Raw genomic sequence first — 14,134 nt, forward strand, 5'->3', positions numbered from 1 at the left:
GATCCGACGCATGGCACCTGGTCGGCACCCGCACCGTCGACACCGCGCAGCGGCCCTGACCGCCGCCGTCGCGACCGTCCTGCCGCTCGCCGGCTGCGGCCTGTTCTCCTCCGACGGACCCGAAGACACCCTCGCCGCCTTCCTCACCGCCGTCAGCACCGGTGACGTCGCCGCGGCCGCCGCGCGCACCGACTCGCCCGACGCCGCGAAGATCCTGCTCACCCAGGTCCGCACCGCGCTCAAACCCGAGTCGATCGAGGCGAGCGAGGAGACCGTGAAGCAGTCGGGCGACAACGCCACCGGCGGCTACCGCCTCACCTGGCACCTGCCCAAGGGCCGCACCTGGAGCTACACCTCCGACGCCCAGCTGCGCTCGGCCGAAGACGGCTGGCAGGTGCACTGGCAGCCCACCGTCGTGCACCCGCAGCTGGCGCCGTCGCAGAGCATCGCGATCGTGGCCGACCCGGCCGAACCCGCGCCGGTGCTCGACCGCGACGGCTTCCCGCTGCTGCGCCCGCAGACCGTGATCGGCGTCGTCGTGGACCCGGCGAAGACGGGCAACACCACGGCCGTCGCCAGCAAGCTCGGCTCGGCACTGCACCGCTTCGAGCCGACGGTGACCGGCCGCTCCGTGCTCGACGGCATCAAGGTCACCAAACCCGGTGCCGCCTACCCCGTGCTTTCCTTGCGCGACACCGACTACGAGCAGGTCAAGCCCACCATCTACGACCTGCCCGGCGTCCGCTTCACGAGCCAGGAACGCCTCCTGCCCGACAACCGCGACACCGGCCGCCAGATCCTGCCCGCGCTGCGCTCGATGGTCGAGCAGCAGGCCGCGGGCGGCGCGGGCTGGCGGATCGTCTCGCTCGACGTCACCGGCAGCGAGGCCAGCGAGCTCGACGCCGTGCCACCCAAGGAGCCGCCTGCCGTCACGAGCACGCTCAGCACGCACATCCAGACCGCCGCCGAGAAGGCCCTGGCACCGGTGAAGACCGCCGCCGCCATCGTGGCGCTGCAGTCGTCGACGGGGCAGCTGCTGGCCGTCGCCCAGAACGAGCCCGCCGACGAACAGGGACCGCTCGCGCTCACCGGCCGCTTCCCGCCGGGGTCGACGTTCAAGATCGTCACCGCGACGGCCGCGCTCACGGCCGGGCGTGTGAAGGTCGACTCGCCGGTCGCCTGCCCGGGCACGGTGACGTTCGCCGACCGCGTGGTGCCCAACGAAGGCCGCTTCGACCTCGGTACGGTGCCGCTGGCGAAGGCGTTCGCGCAGTCGTGCAACACGACGTTCGCCCAGCTGTCGGCCGACCTCGCGCCGACGGCGCTCACCGACGCGGCGCGCTCGCTCGGCATCGGCGCCGACTTCGTGATCCCCGGCCTGACGACCGTCACCGGGTCGGCGCCGAAGGCCGATTCCGTGGTGCAGCGGGCGGAAAACGGCTTCGGGCAGGGGACCGTGGTCACGAGCCCGTTCGGGATGGCGCTCGCCGCCGCGGCCGTGCAGTCCGGGAAAGTCCCCGTTCCGACGCTGGTGCGCGGCCAGCCCGCCAAGGTGAGCGGCCTCGGCCCGGCGCCGCGGCCGGAGGTGCTCGACGCCGTGCGCTCGATGATGCGCGACGTCGTGACCACCGGCACAGCGACCGCCCTGCGTGATCTGCCCGACGTGCGCGGGAAGACCGGCACGGCCCAGTTCGGCGACGGCACGCACTCCCACGGCTGGTTCGTCGGGTACCAGGGCGACCTGGCGTTCGCGGTACTGCTCACCGACGCCGGCTCGTCCAAACCGGCCGTCGACGCCGCCCACCGGTTCCTCGCGGGCGTGGCCGCGAAGTGACGTCGTAGTCTGGAGGGCATGTCCGTTCGTGCCCCGTTGAAGCCCGGCGTCCAGACTCCGCGCCGCGCCGTTCCCGCCGACATCGCCCGCCCCGAGTACGTCGACCGGCCGGCGCCGAAGCGGGACACCGGCAACGGTGTGCGCACGCCCGAGGTGATCGAGGCCATGCGCGTGGCGTCGAGGATCGCCGCGCAGGCGCTGGAGGAGGGCGGCAAGGCCGTCAAGCCCGGCGCGAGCACCGACGACATCGACAAGGTCGTGCACGAGTTCCTGCTCGACCACCACGCCTACCCGTCGACGCTGGGCTACCGCGCGTTCCCGAAGTCGTGCTGCACCTCGCTCAACGAGGTGATCTGCCACGGCATCCCCGACTCGACCGTGATCGAGGACGGCGACATCTGCAACATCGACGTCACCGCCTTCATCGGCGGCGTCCACGGCGACTGCAACGCCACCTTCCTCGCCGGCGACGTCTCCGAGGAGGCGAAGCTGCTCGTCGAGCGCACTCGCGAGGCCACGGCGCGCGCCATCAAGGCGGTGCGCCCCGGCCGGCAGCTGAACGTGATCGGCCGCGTGATCGAGGCGTACGCCAAGCGCTTCGGCTACGGCGTGGTGCGCGACTTCACCGGCCACGGCGTCGGCCCGGCGTTCCACACCGCGCCGACGGTGCTGCACTACGAGGAGCCCTCGGTCCACACGCTGATCGAGGAGGGCATGACCTTCACGATCGAGCCGATGATCACCCTCGGCACCATCGACTACGACGTGTGGGACGACAACTGGACCGTGACCACGAAGGACAAGAAGTGGACGGCCCAGTTCGAGCACACCCTCGTGGTCACGGCCGACGGCGCGGAGATCCTCACGCTCCCGTGAGGTGCGCGGCCCGGGCCAGCTGAGCGGGGTCGGCCTTGCTCTTCGGCGCCGGTGCCTTGGCACTGCCCTGCACGCCGAGCTCCTGCGCGATCAGGCCGGCCTCGGCTTCCATCCCGGCTTTGAACGGGTGGTAGGCCACGGCCTCGAAGACGTTGGTGCTCTGGCCGTTGACCCACGCGGCGCGGCCGGCGCACGCGTCGTGGCCGAGGCTGGGGCCATAGGTGTCGACGAAGTGCACGCCTTCGCTCTGTGCAGCTTCTTCGATGGCAACGTTGAGCTTCTGCTCGATGCCGTCCGCCCACGCGTAGTCGCCGTCGGCGAACGGGATCACGCTCGGGCACGTGCCCGTGGGCGGCAGCAGGCGCGGGTAACCGACGAGCACGATCGTCGCGGCGGGGGAGCGGTCCTTCACGCCTTGCACGACCTTCGCGACGTTGCGGCCGGTCGCCTGCACCGCGGCGGCCATGGTGTCCACGCCGTCCACGGTGTAGTGCGCCTGGCAGGGCGCGCCGGTCGGGTCGTCGGCGCGCAGCGTGGGGCAGGTGCCGGTGAGGTCGCCGAAGACGCTGTCGTCGTTGCCGCCGATGCCGATGGTGACCAGGTCGGTGTCGGCGTGCAGCGCGTCGAACTGCGGCTGTTGCGTCGAGAGCGGAATGCTCGGCGACGGCGTGACCTGCGGCTGCGTCATGTTCGACGTGTCGGCCGACGAGCAGCTGACATCGGTGAACGCGCCGGCCGTGTCGTAGATCCCCAGCCGCGTCGCGAGCCAGGACGGGTAGTTGTTGTTCGACCGGAAACACCAGCTCAGCTGCTGCCACGGAATCAGCGGCCCGGCGGTGTACGAGTCACCGAGCGCGACGTACTTGCGGAACGACGGCGTACTGGCGGCCGCGGCGGTGGCACCGGCGACCAGCCCGGCAACCACGAGCAACACGACAAGGGGCGAACGGCGCACGAGGTGACCTCTTCGTCCGGGGGATGGTGATCGAACTCTCGCGCGGCGGCGGGACTGCCGCAACTTATCTGAGAGACTTTCACGTTCAAGTCTCACGCGGGCGGGTGAGGCTGTTCGTCGGTCGTGGCGGGGGCGTGGCGGTCGCTGACTTCCTCGGTGCGGCACAAGGCGCGTTGGCACTCCGCGAGCATCGGCGGCGTCGGCTCGGGCGGCGGAGCGAGGAATCGTCCCGGGTTTGCGGGCAGCGAGCCGGGTCGGAGTCGCGCGAGAGCGTTCGTCAGTCGGCGGTTTTTCCCGATTCCTCGGCCCGCGCCAGGATTTCGTCGAGGAAGTCGCCGGCGGCCTGGGCGGCGCCGGCCGGGTCGCGGGCTTCGATGGCGTCGACGATGGCGCGGTGCTGGGCGAGCTCGGCGTGGTCGGGGTGGTCGTAGGTGGAGGCGACGCTGGCGGTGATGGCTTCCATCAGGCCGCGGTAGAGCTCGAACAGCAGGCCGTTGTGTCCACATCGGACGATCTCGAGGTGGAACTCCGCGTCGGTGCGGGCGAAGTCGTCGACGCGGCCGTCGAGCTGGTCGGAGTCGCGCCGCTGGAGCAGCACGCGCAGGCTCTCGACTTCCGCGTCGGTGCGGGCGGTGGCGGCCAGGCGCGCGCCTTCGACCTCCAGGGTGCGACGGACCTGCAGGATCTCGCGCAGCTCGGTGCCGCACAGGCGCCGAAGGGCGCCGGAGACCTCGCTGGTGGCGCGGACGTACGTGCCGTCGCCCTGGCGGACTTCGAGGATGCCGGTGTGCGCGAGCGCGCGGACGGCCTCCCGCACGGTGTTGCGCCCGACGCCGAGCTGGGCGACCAGCGCGGGCTCGGTGGGGATGCGCTGCCCGACCGGCCATTCCCCCTGTGCGATCGCGTCGCGCAGCTGGTCGATGACCTGGTCGACCAGGCCCGCGCGCCGGGTGGTGGCGAGAGGCACAGGATTAATCCCTTCATCCAATCATCCTATGTATGCGATAGTAGCGGACGTGTCCGTCGATTCCTGGGATCCCACCCCGCGCCCCGCCTCCTACTCCGACCGCCTCGAGCTCGAACTCGATGGCGGCATCGAAGACGAGGAGTCCGGCGGCGTGCGCCGGCCCGGGGTGATCGCGGGCGGCGTGCTGCTCGCCGTCGCGGTGGTGCTGACGGCGCTGAACCTGCGCCCGGCCATCACGAGCGTCGGCCCGCTGCTCGCGGAGATGCGTGGCAGCCTCGGCGCGTCGGCGATCTGGGCGAGTGTGCTGACGACGTTGCCCGGCCTGTGTTTCGCCGGCGCGGGAATGGCCGCGCCGCTGCTTTCCCGCCGGTTCGGCATCGGCTCCGCGATCGGGTTCGCCCTGGCGGTGCTCACGGCCGGGCTGGTGCTGCGCGTCGTCGACGGTCAGCTCGTGGTCCTCGGCGGCACCCTCGTCGCGACGGCCGGCATCGCGCTCATCAACGTCCTCATCCCCGTGGTGATCAAGGATTCCTTCCCGACGCGCGTCGGCATGATGACCGGCGTCTACACGGCCGCGCTGCAAGGCGGCGGCGCCGCGGGGTCCGCCGCGAGCCCGCCCCTGGAGACGGCGTTCGGCGGCTGGCGCCTGTCGCTCGGCTCGTGGGCGGTGCTGGGCGCGCTCGCGCTGGCCGTGTGGCTCTTCGCCGCGCGCGGCACCGGCCGCGCCGCAAAACCGGCCGCCAGCGCCGCCGGTGGGCGCTCCCTCCTGCGCAGCCCGCTCGCCTGGATCGTCACGATCTTCTTCGGCCTGCAGTCCTTCATCGCCTACGTGGTCATGGGCTGGCTCCCGCAGGTCTTCATCGACTCGGGCGTCAGCAAGGGCGACGCCGGCCTGCTGCTGGGCCTGATCTCCGTGATCGCCGTGCCGATCAGCCTCGTCATCCCGCCCATCGCGGCCCGCCAGGGCAGCCAGAGCTGGTGGATCTTCGGCATGGGTGTGTGCGGTGTCGCCGGCATGCTCGGCCTGCTCGTAGCCCCGGCCTTCTCGCCGCTGCTGTGGAGCGTGCTGATCGGCATCGGCATGAGCGTTTTCTCGCTCGCCCTCACCGTCATCGCCCTGCGCGCCCGCACCGGTGCCGACACCGCGCGCCTGTCCGGCATGGCCCAGGGCTACGGCTACCTGCTCGCCGCCGTGGGCCCCTTCGTCTTCGGCCTCCTCCACGACGCCACGGGCGGCTGGACCGTCTCGCTCATCGTCCTCATCGCCGTGACCTGCGCGCAGATGTCCGTCGGCTTCCTCGCCGGACGGCCGCGCTTCGTCTGAGCCGACGACGAAAAAGGGCCTCCCCACGTGGGGAGGCCCTTTTCCCGCCCGAACCTCAGTCCAGCGGCAGGTTCAGCAGCGCGTTCTCGATCAGCTCCGGCATCGCCGGGTGGATCCAGTACTGGCCGCGCGCCATGCTGCGGGCGTCGAGGCCGAAGCTCATGGCCTGGATGAGCGGCTGGATGACCGACGAGGCCTGCGGGCCGATGATGTGGGCGCCGAGCAGCTGGCCCGTGGCGGGGTCGGCGAGCAGCTTCGCGAAGCCCGTCGTGTCCTCCATGGCCCAGCCGTAGGCGATGCCGGCGTAGTCCTGTTTGGACACGACGTAGGACACGCCGCGGGCGCGCGCGTCCTGTTCGGTCAGGCCCACCGAGGCGATCTGCGGCGAGCTGAAGATCGCGTGCGGCACGAAGCGGTGGTCGGCCTTGATGCGGTCGTCCGGGTGCAGCAGGTTGTGTTGCACCACACGGCTTTCGTGGTTCGCGACGTGCTTCAGCTCATACGGCGACGACATGTCCCCGAGCGCGTAGATGCCCGGCACCACCGTCTCCTGGTGGTCGTCCACGATCACGTGGCCGCTGGCCTTCGTGGTGACGCCGGTGGCGGCGACGTCGAGCACGTCGGAGTTCGGCGTGCGGCCGATGGCGACCAGGATGAGGTCGGTCTCCACCGTCTCGGCGCCGTGCGGGCCTTCGAGTTCCAGCACCGCACCCGTGGCTTCGCGGTGCGCGCGCAGGATCTTGCGGTCCCGGCGCAGGTCGAAGCGCTCCGCGGCCAGCTCGGTGAAGCGGGCGCTCACATCCTCGTCCTCGCCGCGCACCATCGCGCCCGAGCGCAGGACCACGGTCACGTCCACGCCGAACGACGCGAACACGTGCGCGAACTCCGCCGCGATGTAACCGCCGCCGAGGATGGTGATCCGGCGGGGCAGGGCGTCGAGCCGCATGATCGTGTCGGAGGTGTAGTAGCCGGTCTCCGCGAGGCCCGGGACGTCCGGCACGACCGGGCGCCCGCCCGCGGCGAGCACGAAACGGTCGGCCGTCAGGACCTCGTCGGGCCGCCCGTCGGTGAAGCTGACGCGCAGCTCCTTCATGCCGGTGAAGCGGCCTTCGCCCTGGTAGACGTCGACGTTCTTGTTGTCCTCGTGGTTCTTCCGGTACTCCGCGCCGCCCGCGGCGATCGGGTCGATGCGCCCGAAGACGCGGTCGCGGATCTCGGGCCAGCGCACGCCCTTGAGCTCCTCGTCCACGCCGAAGCGGGAGCTGTGGGAAGGCGTCGCGGCCACGTCGGCGGCGTAGACGAACATCTTGGTCGGGATACAGCCCACGTTGAGGCAGGTGCCGCCGAACGTCCCCTTTTCGACGATCGCCGTCTTCAGGTCGGCGAAGCGCGGGTCGAGGATCGAGTTCCCCGATCCGGTCCCGACGATCACCAGGTCGTAGTGCGGCACAGTCTTCCTCCGAAAGCCGTAGAACGGGCGTTCCCAGCCTAGTCAACTGCGCGGCTGCACCGGGTGTTCCCGTGATCAGTGGCCGGTGGCTGTGAAGTGCATCCGGTCGACCGGCGAGGTCCACGCGCCGCCCCAGCTCCAGCCGACGGCGGCGAAGGCGCGCACGACCGGTCCACCCGCGACGACCATCCCGGGCCGCACGCGCCTGCGGTCCAGGTACGCCGACGCCAGTTCCGGCAGCACCAGCGGTCCCGTCGTGTACGGGTTGCAGAACGGGTTCACGTCCACGGCCAGCCCGTACGCGTGAGCGGACCAGTTCGTCTCGCCGCGGACGGGACGGCAGACGAAGGCGCTCGTGTCGTTGCCGTCGCCGGTGGGCGGGGCGTCGAGCTCCTCGGGGCTGGTGACGCGCATCTCCTCGAGGGGGAACCGTTGCGCGAAGAGCCTGCCGAACGCCGTGACGACGGCCTGCGCACCGGTGCGGTTCACGAGCAGCTCGCCGGTGTGGGTCCGGCCGTCGAAGCCCCAGAAGGAGAGCGTGACGTACCGCAGGTCCGTCGACTTCACCGGGCACGCGGCCTGCCAGGTGCTGCGCGCGAGCACAGCGGCGGGGACCGGGACGATCTTCGACGTGTAGGTCGTGCCCGCCGGCGGCGGCAGGAAGTCGCGCGTCGGCAGGGCGCGGTTCACCAGTTCGGGTGGAGTCGGGAGGATTTCGCCGAAGCCGTCGGGACGGAGGGGGAGCGGGTGTGCACCCACCTGCCAGGTGACGGGCGGCGGGGTCGTCGCTGTTCGGGTTGTCGGGAGTGGGGCGCTCGTCCGGCTCGTCGCGCTCGGTGACCGCGGTCCGGGTGGGACCGAGGGCGCCGGCGTGCTGCAGCCGACCAGCAGGAACGTGATCAGGGTGCCGACCGCGGCCGTCGCTCTCCGTCGCATGGAACCAGCCAATCAAACGCGCTCCGTAAGCGCTGAGTCCACCCGTTCCAGTGACACCATTTCGGGCCTGCTCCGTTTAGGGTAATCGCGGCTGCTCGTTCACGCGCCGCGATCCCGCTGCTCGCTCTCGCCGAATGCCCTGCCGAACGCCTTGGTCGAGTGCCTTGGCCGAAATGCTCTGCCGAAGGGGAATCCCATGCCCGCCAAGTTCCGCCGTCCGCTCCTTCTCGCGGCCGGGGCCCTGCTCGTGACCGCGGTGACGGTGCCGATCGCGGTCAGCACGGCGTCGGCACAGGACGCTCCGACGCCGCCTTCCGGCGCGCAGCCGCGGATCGTCGGCGGTGACGAGGCCACGCTGTCCGACCACCCGTACGCGGTGTACCTCGCCGACCAGAACGGGAACCAGTTCTGCGGCGCCGTGATCGTGAGCTCCACGGCCGTCGCGACGGCGGCGCACTGCGCCGCGGCGTTGCCCAGCAACAACGTTCGCGTGGTCGCGGGCCGCCAGGACAAGCGCACGAACGACGGCGTCGTGTTCACCGTGTCGCGCGAGTGGGTCGACCCGGACTTCTCCGACCCGACGAAGGGCGCCGACGTCGCGGTGCTCAGCGTGCGCGGCCAGCTGCCCTACCGGCCGGCGAAGATCGCGTCGGCGAGCGACCGCGCGGAGTACGCCGAAGGCACCCAGGCGACCGTCCTGGGCTGGGGCCGTGTCGCCGACGGCGGCGACCGTTCCGACTACCTGCGCAGCGCCGTCGTGCCGCTGGTCAGCGATTCCACGTGCAAGACGGCCTACGACACGTACGACCCGTCGAGCATGGTCTGCGCCGGCTACCCGGACGGCGGCATCGACGCCTGCCAGGGCGACTCCGGCGGCCCCCTCGTGGTCGGCGACACCCTCATCGGCATCGTCTCCTTCGGCGACGGCTGCGCGAAGGCCGGCAAGCCCGGTGTGTACACGCGCGTGGCGACGTACGCCGACGACATCGCCGCGCAGTCGCAGTCGCGGATCCTCGGCTGAGCTCTGCCGTCCCCGCGGCGGGTCCGCGGCTGAGCTGTGTTAAGCAGGGGTCGTGACGACCCCGCACCACGCGACCGGCCCCGACCTCACCGCCGCCCAGCTCTACGCGATCCTCCGCCTGCGCGCCGACGTGTTCGTCGTCGAGCAGGAGTGCGCCTACGGCGACGTCGACGGGCGTGACCTCCTGCCCACGACGCGCCACCTGTGGTTCGAGACCGCGGACGGCATCACGTCGTACCTGCGCGTCCTCGCCGACCCGGGCGGCGTCTCCCGCATCGGCCGCGTCGTCACGGCCGCTTCAGCCCGCGGCCAGGGCCTCGCCGCGTCCTTGATGGACGCCGCTCTGGCCGGCGCGACCAACGAGTTCGTCCTCGACGCGCAGACGTACGCCCAAGCCCTCTACGCCCGCTTCGGTTTCGTGCCCGAAGGCGACGAGTTCCTCGACGACGGCATCCCGCACATCACCATGCGCCGCGTCGCCAAGGACCCCGCGGAAGGCGCGGCGAACTAGGAAGCCGCGCCTCGGGGGGCCGTTGCGGTGATGACCTTCACGGCGCGGTCCACGTCCGCCTCGGTGAGGTCGGCGCGGGCGGTGAGGCGCAGGCGCGAGACGCCGTCCGGCACGGACGGCGGGCGGAAGCAGCCGACGCGGATGCCCTGGTCGGCGCAGGATTCGGCCCACGTGACGGCGGCCTCGGCGGAGGGGGCCTGCACCGAGATCACGGCGGCGTCGGGAAGGCTGGCGCGCAGGCCCGCGGCCTTGAGCTGCATGGCGATGTTGCCCGCGTTGTCCGTCACCTTCGTGGGCAGCGCAGGGTCGGCCTTCAGCACGTTCAAAGCCGTCAGGGCGGCGGCGACGCTGGCGGGCGCGAGCGCGGTGTCGAAGATGAAACTCCGCGCCGTGTCCACCAGGTGCTTGATCACGCGCCGCGGGCCGACGACGGCGCCGCCCTGAGCGCCGAGCGACTTGGACAGCGTCAGCGTGGTCACGACGTCCGGCGAGGCGGACAGCCCGGCCGCGTGGACGGCGCCGCGGCCGCCTTCGCCGAGAACGCCGAAGCCGTGGGCGTCGTCGACGAGCAGGGCGGCACCGGCGCCGCGGCAGATTTCCGCGAGCTCGCCCAGCGGGGCGAGGTCGCCGTCGACCGAGAACACCGAGTCCGTCACCACGAGCGCCCGCGGCTTGCGGCGCGTGGACAGCGCGTGCTGGATCGCCGACGGCGTCGCGTGGGCCACGGCCGCCACGTCGGCGCGCGACAGGCGGCAGCCCTCGATGAGCGACGCGTGGATGTACTTGTCCGTGACGATCGCCGACTCCGCGCCGGACAACGCCGTCACCGCGCCGAGGTTCGCCGCAAAGCCCGAGGAGAACACCAGTGCCGCCTGGGCGCCGCAGAAGCGCGCGAGTTCGAGCTCCAGCTCGGCGTGCAGCTCGGTCGACCCCGTGACGAGCCGGGAGCCCGTGGCGCCCGCGCCCCAGCGCATGGCGGCGGCCGCGGCGGCGCCGACAACGCGCTTGTCGCGGGCCAGGCCGAGGTAGTCGTTGCCGGCCAGGTCGAGCTCGTCCGCCTGCGCGGGCCGCGCCCGCAGCCGCCGCACCAGACCCGCGTCCGCGCGCTTCTCGGCCTCGGTGTCGAGCCAGTCGAAGACGTTCTCGGGCGGCAGCTGCGGGATGGCGTTCACGTCCCGCAGTGTCCCACCCGCGTCACGCGCGGAACCGTGGGCCCTGCCACACAAAAGAAAAAGCCCCGCACGAAGGCGGGGCTTTTCCTCGATTCGGAACTCAGCTGTCGTAACCACGGCGCTGCGGGCGACCCGGGCGCTGCGGGCGACCCGAACCGTTGCCGGACCGGCCACGACCGCCGTAGCTCGGGCGGCCTTCGCGCGAACCGTAACCACCGCGGTCGCGGTTCTCGCCGTAGCTGCGCTCACCGCGCTCGCGGCCACCGCCGAAGCCCCGGCCACCGCTGCGGCGCGGCGACTCGCGGCGACGCTCGATCACCGGCTCGCCGCTCGGCTCCTGCGCACCCGTGATGCGCGAGAGCTCCGCGTCGCCCGGGCGGACGACCGTGGTCTCGGCGCGCACGCCGGCCCGGTCGGTCATCCGGCGGACGGTGCGGCGCTGGTCGTGCGTCACCAGCGTGACGACGACGCCCGACGCACCGGCGCGCGCCGTGCGGCCCGCGCGGTGCAGGTAGTCCTTGTGGTCTGCGGCCGGGTCCACGTGCAGCACCAGGGAGATGTCGTCGACGTGGATGCCGCGCGCGGCGACGTCCGTGGCGACCAGCACCGGGGTGTGGCCTTCCTTGAAGTCGGCCAGCACGCGGTTGCGCTGCCCCTGGGTCTTGCCACCGTGCAGCGCCGCCGCGTGCACACCCTGCTCACGCAGCCGCTCGGTGAGGCGGTCGACGTGGTGCTTGGTGCGCACGAACATGATCGTGCGGCCCTCGCGGGCACCGATCTGCGTGATGATGTCCTGCTTGTCCTGGTGCGAAACCTGGAGCACGTGGTGGTCCATGGTGTCGACGCTCGCGGTCGACGGCGCGACCGAGTGCGTGACCGGGTCGGTCAGGTACTGCTGCACCAGCTTGTTCACGTCGCCGTCGAGGGTCGCCGAGAACAGCAGCCGCTGGCCGCGCGCCGGGGTGAGGTCGAGGATCTCCCGTACCTGCGGCATGAAGCCCATGTCGGCCATCTGGTCGGCCTCGTCGAGCGCGATGAAGTTGCAGTCGCTCAGCGAAGCGGTGCCCTGCCGGACGTGGTCCGACAGCCGGCCCGGGGTGGCGATGAGCAGGTCGACGCCACGCGAGAGCGCGTCGGCCTGACGGGTGAAGGCCATGCCGCCCACGGCCGTGCGGCACCACAGGCCGAGCGACTTGGCGAGCGGGGTCAGCGAGTCGGCCACCTGCATGGCCAGCTCACGGGTCGGCACCAGCACGAGCGCGCGGGGGCGCTTCGGGCGGGCCTTGCCGCCGTTGAGCCGGGCCAGGATGGCCAGGCCGAACGCCAGCGTCTTGCCCGAACCGGTCTGGGCGCGGCCCAGCACGTCGCGGCCCGCGAGGGCGTCGGGGATCGTGGCGGACTGGATCGGGAACGGCGAGTTGATGCCGGCCTCGGCCAGCGCGCGCAGCAGCTCGTCGGGCAGGCCGAGCTCCGCGAAGGTCTTCGTGGCCACCGTCTCGACGGCGTCGTCGCGGAGGAAGTCCCCACGCGCGGGGCGCTGCCGCGGCTTGCGGTCGGTACGGTCACCGCGGCCCGGCCCCGAGTGGGACGACGCTGCGGAATGGCCGGAGTTGAACGTGACTGTCACTTATGCCTCTCGGACGTGGCACGTCGCAAGGAGGCCCGGGCTGCCCGCTCGCAGGCAGGGCAAGATGGTGTGCAATGGGCGTTCACAGGGACGGACCCGGCGCGCTCAGGAGTTCCCGCCATCGAGCGCCGATGGAAATGCTTCGGATTTCACCGCGAGCCCGTCAGTGGGCTTTGGAGGCGACGGACACCAACTCATCCACGCCGCCGGTTGCGGTCTGTGTTCACTGTACCGGAGTCAGGGCTTCTGCTTCACACCCAGGTGTCCGGTTGTGGGCGGCGTCGCAGTTGTGGTCTGGGCCACGTTCGAGAACGCGGCCGAACGGCCGAGCGACGCGACGCCACCCACCGTACCGGCGGCCGTTCAGCCGAGGCCGGCGGCGTAGGCCAGGTCCGCCACGAGGTCCTCGGCGTTCGTCACGCGTTCCGGCAGGCCACGGGCCTGGAACCAGCCCGCGAGGTTGCGCACGTCGCGCTCCAGGAACTCCCGGCCACGCGGGTTCGCGACGAGGTCGACGACCTGCGGGAGGTCGATCACCATCAGGTGCCCTTCGTGCACCAGGAGGTTGTACGCGGACAGGTCGCCGTGCCCGAGCCCTTGTGTGGCGAGCAGTTCCAGTGCCGACACCGCCTGGTCCCACAATTCGGTCAGCTCGTCGGGCTCCGGGCGCAGCTGCGCGAGCCGGGGCGCGGCCGTGCCGTCGGGCTCGCCGAGGAACTCGAGCAGCAGCTCGGTCCCGTGGCGCTGCACGGGATAGGGCACGGGTGCCCCGATCGTCCACAAGCGACTCAGCGCGGCGAACTCCGCGACCGCCCACTGCTCGGCGATCAGGTTGCGCCCGAAGGAGGTGCGGCCCGCCATGGCCCGCATCTCGCGGGAGCGCCGCATGCGCCGGCCTTCGAGGTATCCGGCGTCACGGTGGAACAAGCGGTGCTCGTCGCTGCGGTAGCGCTTGGCGGCCAGGAGCACGCCGTCCGTGCCGGGCAGGGTGCGGCGCAGGAGGTGGACGTCGGCCTCCTTGCCGGTTTTGAGCACTCCCAGGTCGGTGTCGACGGCCGCGAGCTCCGTGATCACCCAGCCGGGCCTCGGGTGCGGGCCTTGGTCGGCGTCGTCCCAGGTGGTCCAGCGGTCGGCGCCGTCCGGGAGGTCGGTTTCGGTGTAGGCGTCGTCGCGCGCCTGGGCGAGGCGGACGCGCTCGCCCTCGGTGAGCCGGCCCCGGCGGGTCGGCTCGGGTTCGTCGCGGAAGCGCCGCCCACGACGGGGACGCTCGAAATCGGACGCGTGAAGGTCTTCGTAGTCGTGCTCGCGCACTGGTGGGTTCTCCTCGATCGGGGTGCCCCACCGGGCGAGCGCGCAGGCTCTAGCCGAGAGGGGCGGACGGAAGTGGGCAGGTCAGCGCCCGGACAATCGCCATGACGCACCTCCTTCGCTTCCGTCGGCCACCGGCACCCCGCCGGTTCG

12 protein-coding genes are annotated in these 14,134 nt (G+C 71.8%); 5 read left to right on the forward strand and 7 right to left on the reverse strand.

Annotated features, from left to right (window positions below):
* The first annotated feature begins 10 nt into the window (after window positions 1–10).
* On the forward strand, window positions 11–1,834 hold the full coding sequence (locus tag ACQPXB_RS11205) for a penicillin-binding transpeptidase domain-containing protein (RefSeq protein WP_432851305.1): 1,824 nt from the start codon (window positions 11–13) through the stop codon (window positions 1,832–1,834).
* Between the two features lie 18 nt (window positions 1,835–1,852).
* Window positions 1,853–2,710 (forward strand): type I methionyl aminopeptidase, encoded by an 858-nt coding sequence (map, locus tag ACQPXB_RS11210; protein ID WP_285969430.1) that lies wholly within the window; start codon window positions 1,853–1,855, stop codon window positions 2,708–2,710.
* Here map and ACQPXB_RS11215 read toward each other — a convergent pair.
* Window positions 2,697–3,665 (reverse strand): SGNH/GDSL hydrolase family protein, encoded by a 969-nt coding sequence (locus ACQPXB_RS11215; protein WP_432851307.1) that lies wholly within the window; start codon window positions 3,663–3,665, stop codon window positions 2,697–2,699. The two genes, map and ACQPXB_RS11215, sit on opposite strands and share 14 nt — an antisense overlap.
* A gap of 277 nt (window positions 3,666–3,942) precedes the next feature.
* A complete protein-coding gene (locus tag ACQPXB_RS11220) occupies window positions 3,943–4,632 on the reverse strand; it encodes a FadR/GntR family transcriptional regulator (RefSeq protein ID WP_366581006.1) in 690 nt (229 codons plus the stop codon).
* A 49-nt stretch (window positions 4,633–4,681) separates the two neighbouring features.
* On the opposite strand from ACQPXB_RS11220, the gene ACQPXB_RS11225 reads away from it, so the two are divergent.
* A complete protein-coding gene (locus ACQPXB_RS11225; RefSeq protein WP_432851309.1) occupies window positions 4,682–5,956 on the forward strand; it encodes a CynX/NimT family MFS transporter in 1,275 nt (424 codons plus the stop codon).
* A 55-nt stretch (window positions 5,957–6,011) separates the two neighbouring features.
* Here the strand turns inward: ACQPXB_RS11225 and ACQPXB_RS11230 are convergent, their stop codons facing one another.
* Both ACQPXB_RS11230 and ACQPXB_RS11235 read right to left on the reverse strand, forming a co-directional pair.
* On the reverse strand, window positions 6,012–7,406 hold the full coding sequence (locus tag ACQPXB_RS11230) for a mycothione reductase (RefSeq protein WP_366581010.1): 1,395 nt from the start codon (window positions 7,404–7,406) through the stop codon (window positions 6,012–6,014).
* A 75-nt stretch (window positions 7,407–7,481) separates the two neighbouring features.
* Window positions 7,482–8,096 (reverse strand): M15 family metallopeptidase, encoded by a 615-nt coding sequence (locus tag ACQPXB_RS11235; RefSeq protein ID WP_432851311.1) that lies wholly within the window; start codon window positions 8,094–8,096, stop codon window positions 7,482–7,484.
* Between the two features lie 442 nt (window positions 8,097–8,538).
* Here ACQPXB_RS11235 and ACQPXB_RS11240 point away from each other — a divergent pair, with 442 nt between their 5' ends.
* Both ACQPXB_RS11240 and ACQPXB_RS11245 read left to right on the forward strand, forming a co-directional pair.
* A complete protein-coding gene (locus ACQPXB_RS11240) occupies window positions 8,539–9,363 on the forward strand; it encodes a S1 family peptidase (protein ID WP_432851313.1) in 825 nt (274 codons plus the stop codon).
* Window positions 9,364–9,415: 52 nt separating this feature from the next.
* Window positions 9,416–9,874 (forward strand): GNAT family N-acetyltransferase, encoded by a 459-nt coding sequence (locus tag ACQPXB_RS11245; RefSeq protein ID WP_366581016.1) that lies wholly within the window; start codon window positions 9,416–9,418, stop codon window positions 9,872–9,874.
* Here ACQPXB_RS11245 and ACQPXB_RS11250 read toward each other — a convergent pair.
* The 3 genes from ACQPXB_RS11250 to ACQPXB_RS11260 all read right to left on the reverse strand — a co-directional run bounded on the left by ACQPXB_RS11250 (window position 9,871) and on the right by ACQPXB_RS11260 (window position 13,984).
* Window positions 9,871–11,046: an 8-amino-7-oxononanoate synthase gene (locus ACQPXB_RS11250; RefSeq protein WP_386948056.1), complete on the reverse strand. Its 1,176-nt coding sequence runs from the start codon at window positions 11,044–11,046 to the stop codon at window positions 9,871–9,873. The genes ACQPXB_RS11245 and ACQPXB_RS11250 overlap by 4 nt on opposite strands.
* Before the next feature lie 100 nt (window positions 11,047–11,146).
* The gene (locus ACQPXB_RS11255; RefSeq protein ID WP_366581020.1) at window positions 11,147–12,673 is read right to left on the reverse strand and encodes a DEAD/DEAH box helicase; all 1,527 of its coding nucleotides are present in this window, start codon (window positions 12,671–12,673) and stop codon (window positions 11,147–11,149) included.
* A 363-nt stretch (window positions 12,674–13,036) separates the two neighbouring features.
* On the reverse strand, window positions 13,037–13,984 hold the full coding sequence (locus ACQPXB_RS11260; protein ID WP_432851318.1) for a serine protein kinase RIO: 948 nt from the start codon (window positions 13,982–13,984) through the stop codon (window positions 13,037–13,039).
* Window positions 13,985–14,134: the final 150 nt, after the last annotated feature.

Origin of the sequence: Amycolatopsis sp. CA-161197 (assembly GCF_050942255.1) — a bacterium.
Lineage (GTDB): Bacteria > Actinomycetota > Actinomycetes > Mycobacteriales > Pseudonocardiaceae > Amycolatopsis.

What these genes read in the sequence shown, in the direction of transcription:
- ACQPXB_RS11205 (WP_432851305.1), top strand. Translation starts at nt 11, where the DNA reads ATGGCACCTGGTCGGCACCCGCACCGTCGACACCGCGCAGCGGCCCTG.
- map (WP_285969430.1), top strand. Translation starts at nt 1,853, where the DNA reads ATGTCCGTTCGTGCCCCGTTGAAGCCCGGCGTCCAGACTCCGCGCCGC.
- ACQPXB_RS11240 (WP_432851313.1), top strand. Translation starts at nt 8,539, where the DNA reads ATGCCCGCCAAGTTCCGCCGTCCGCTCCTTCTCGCGGCCGGGGCCCTG.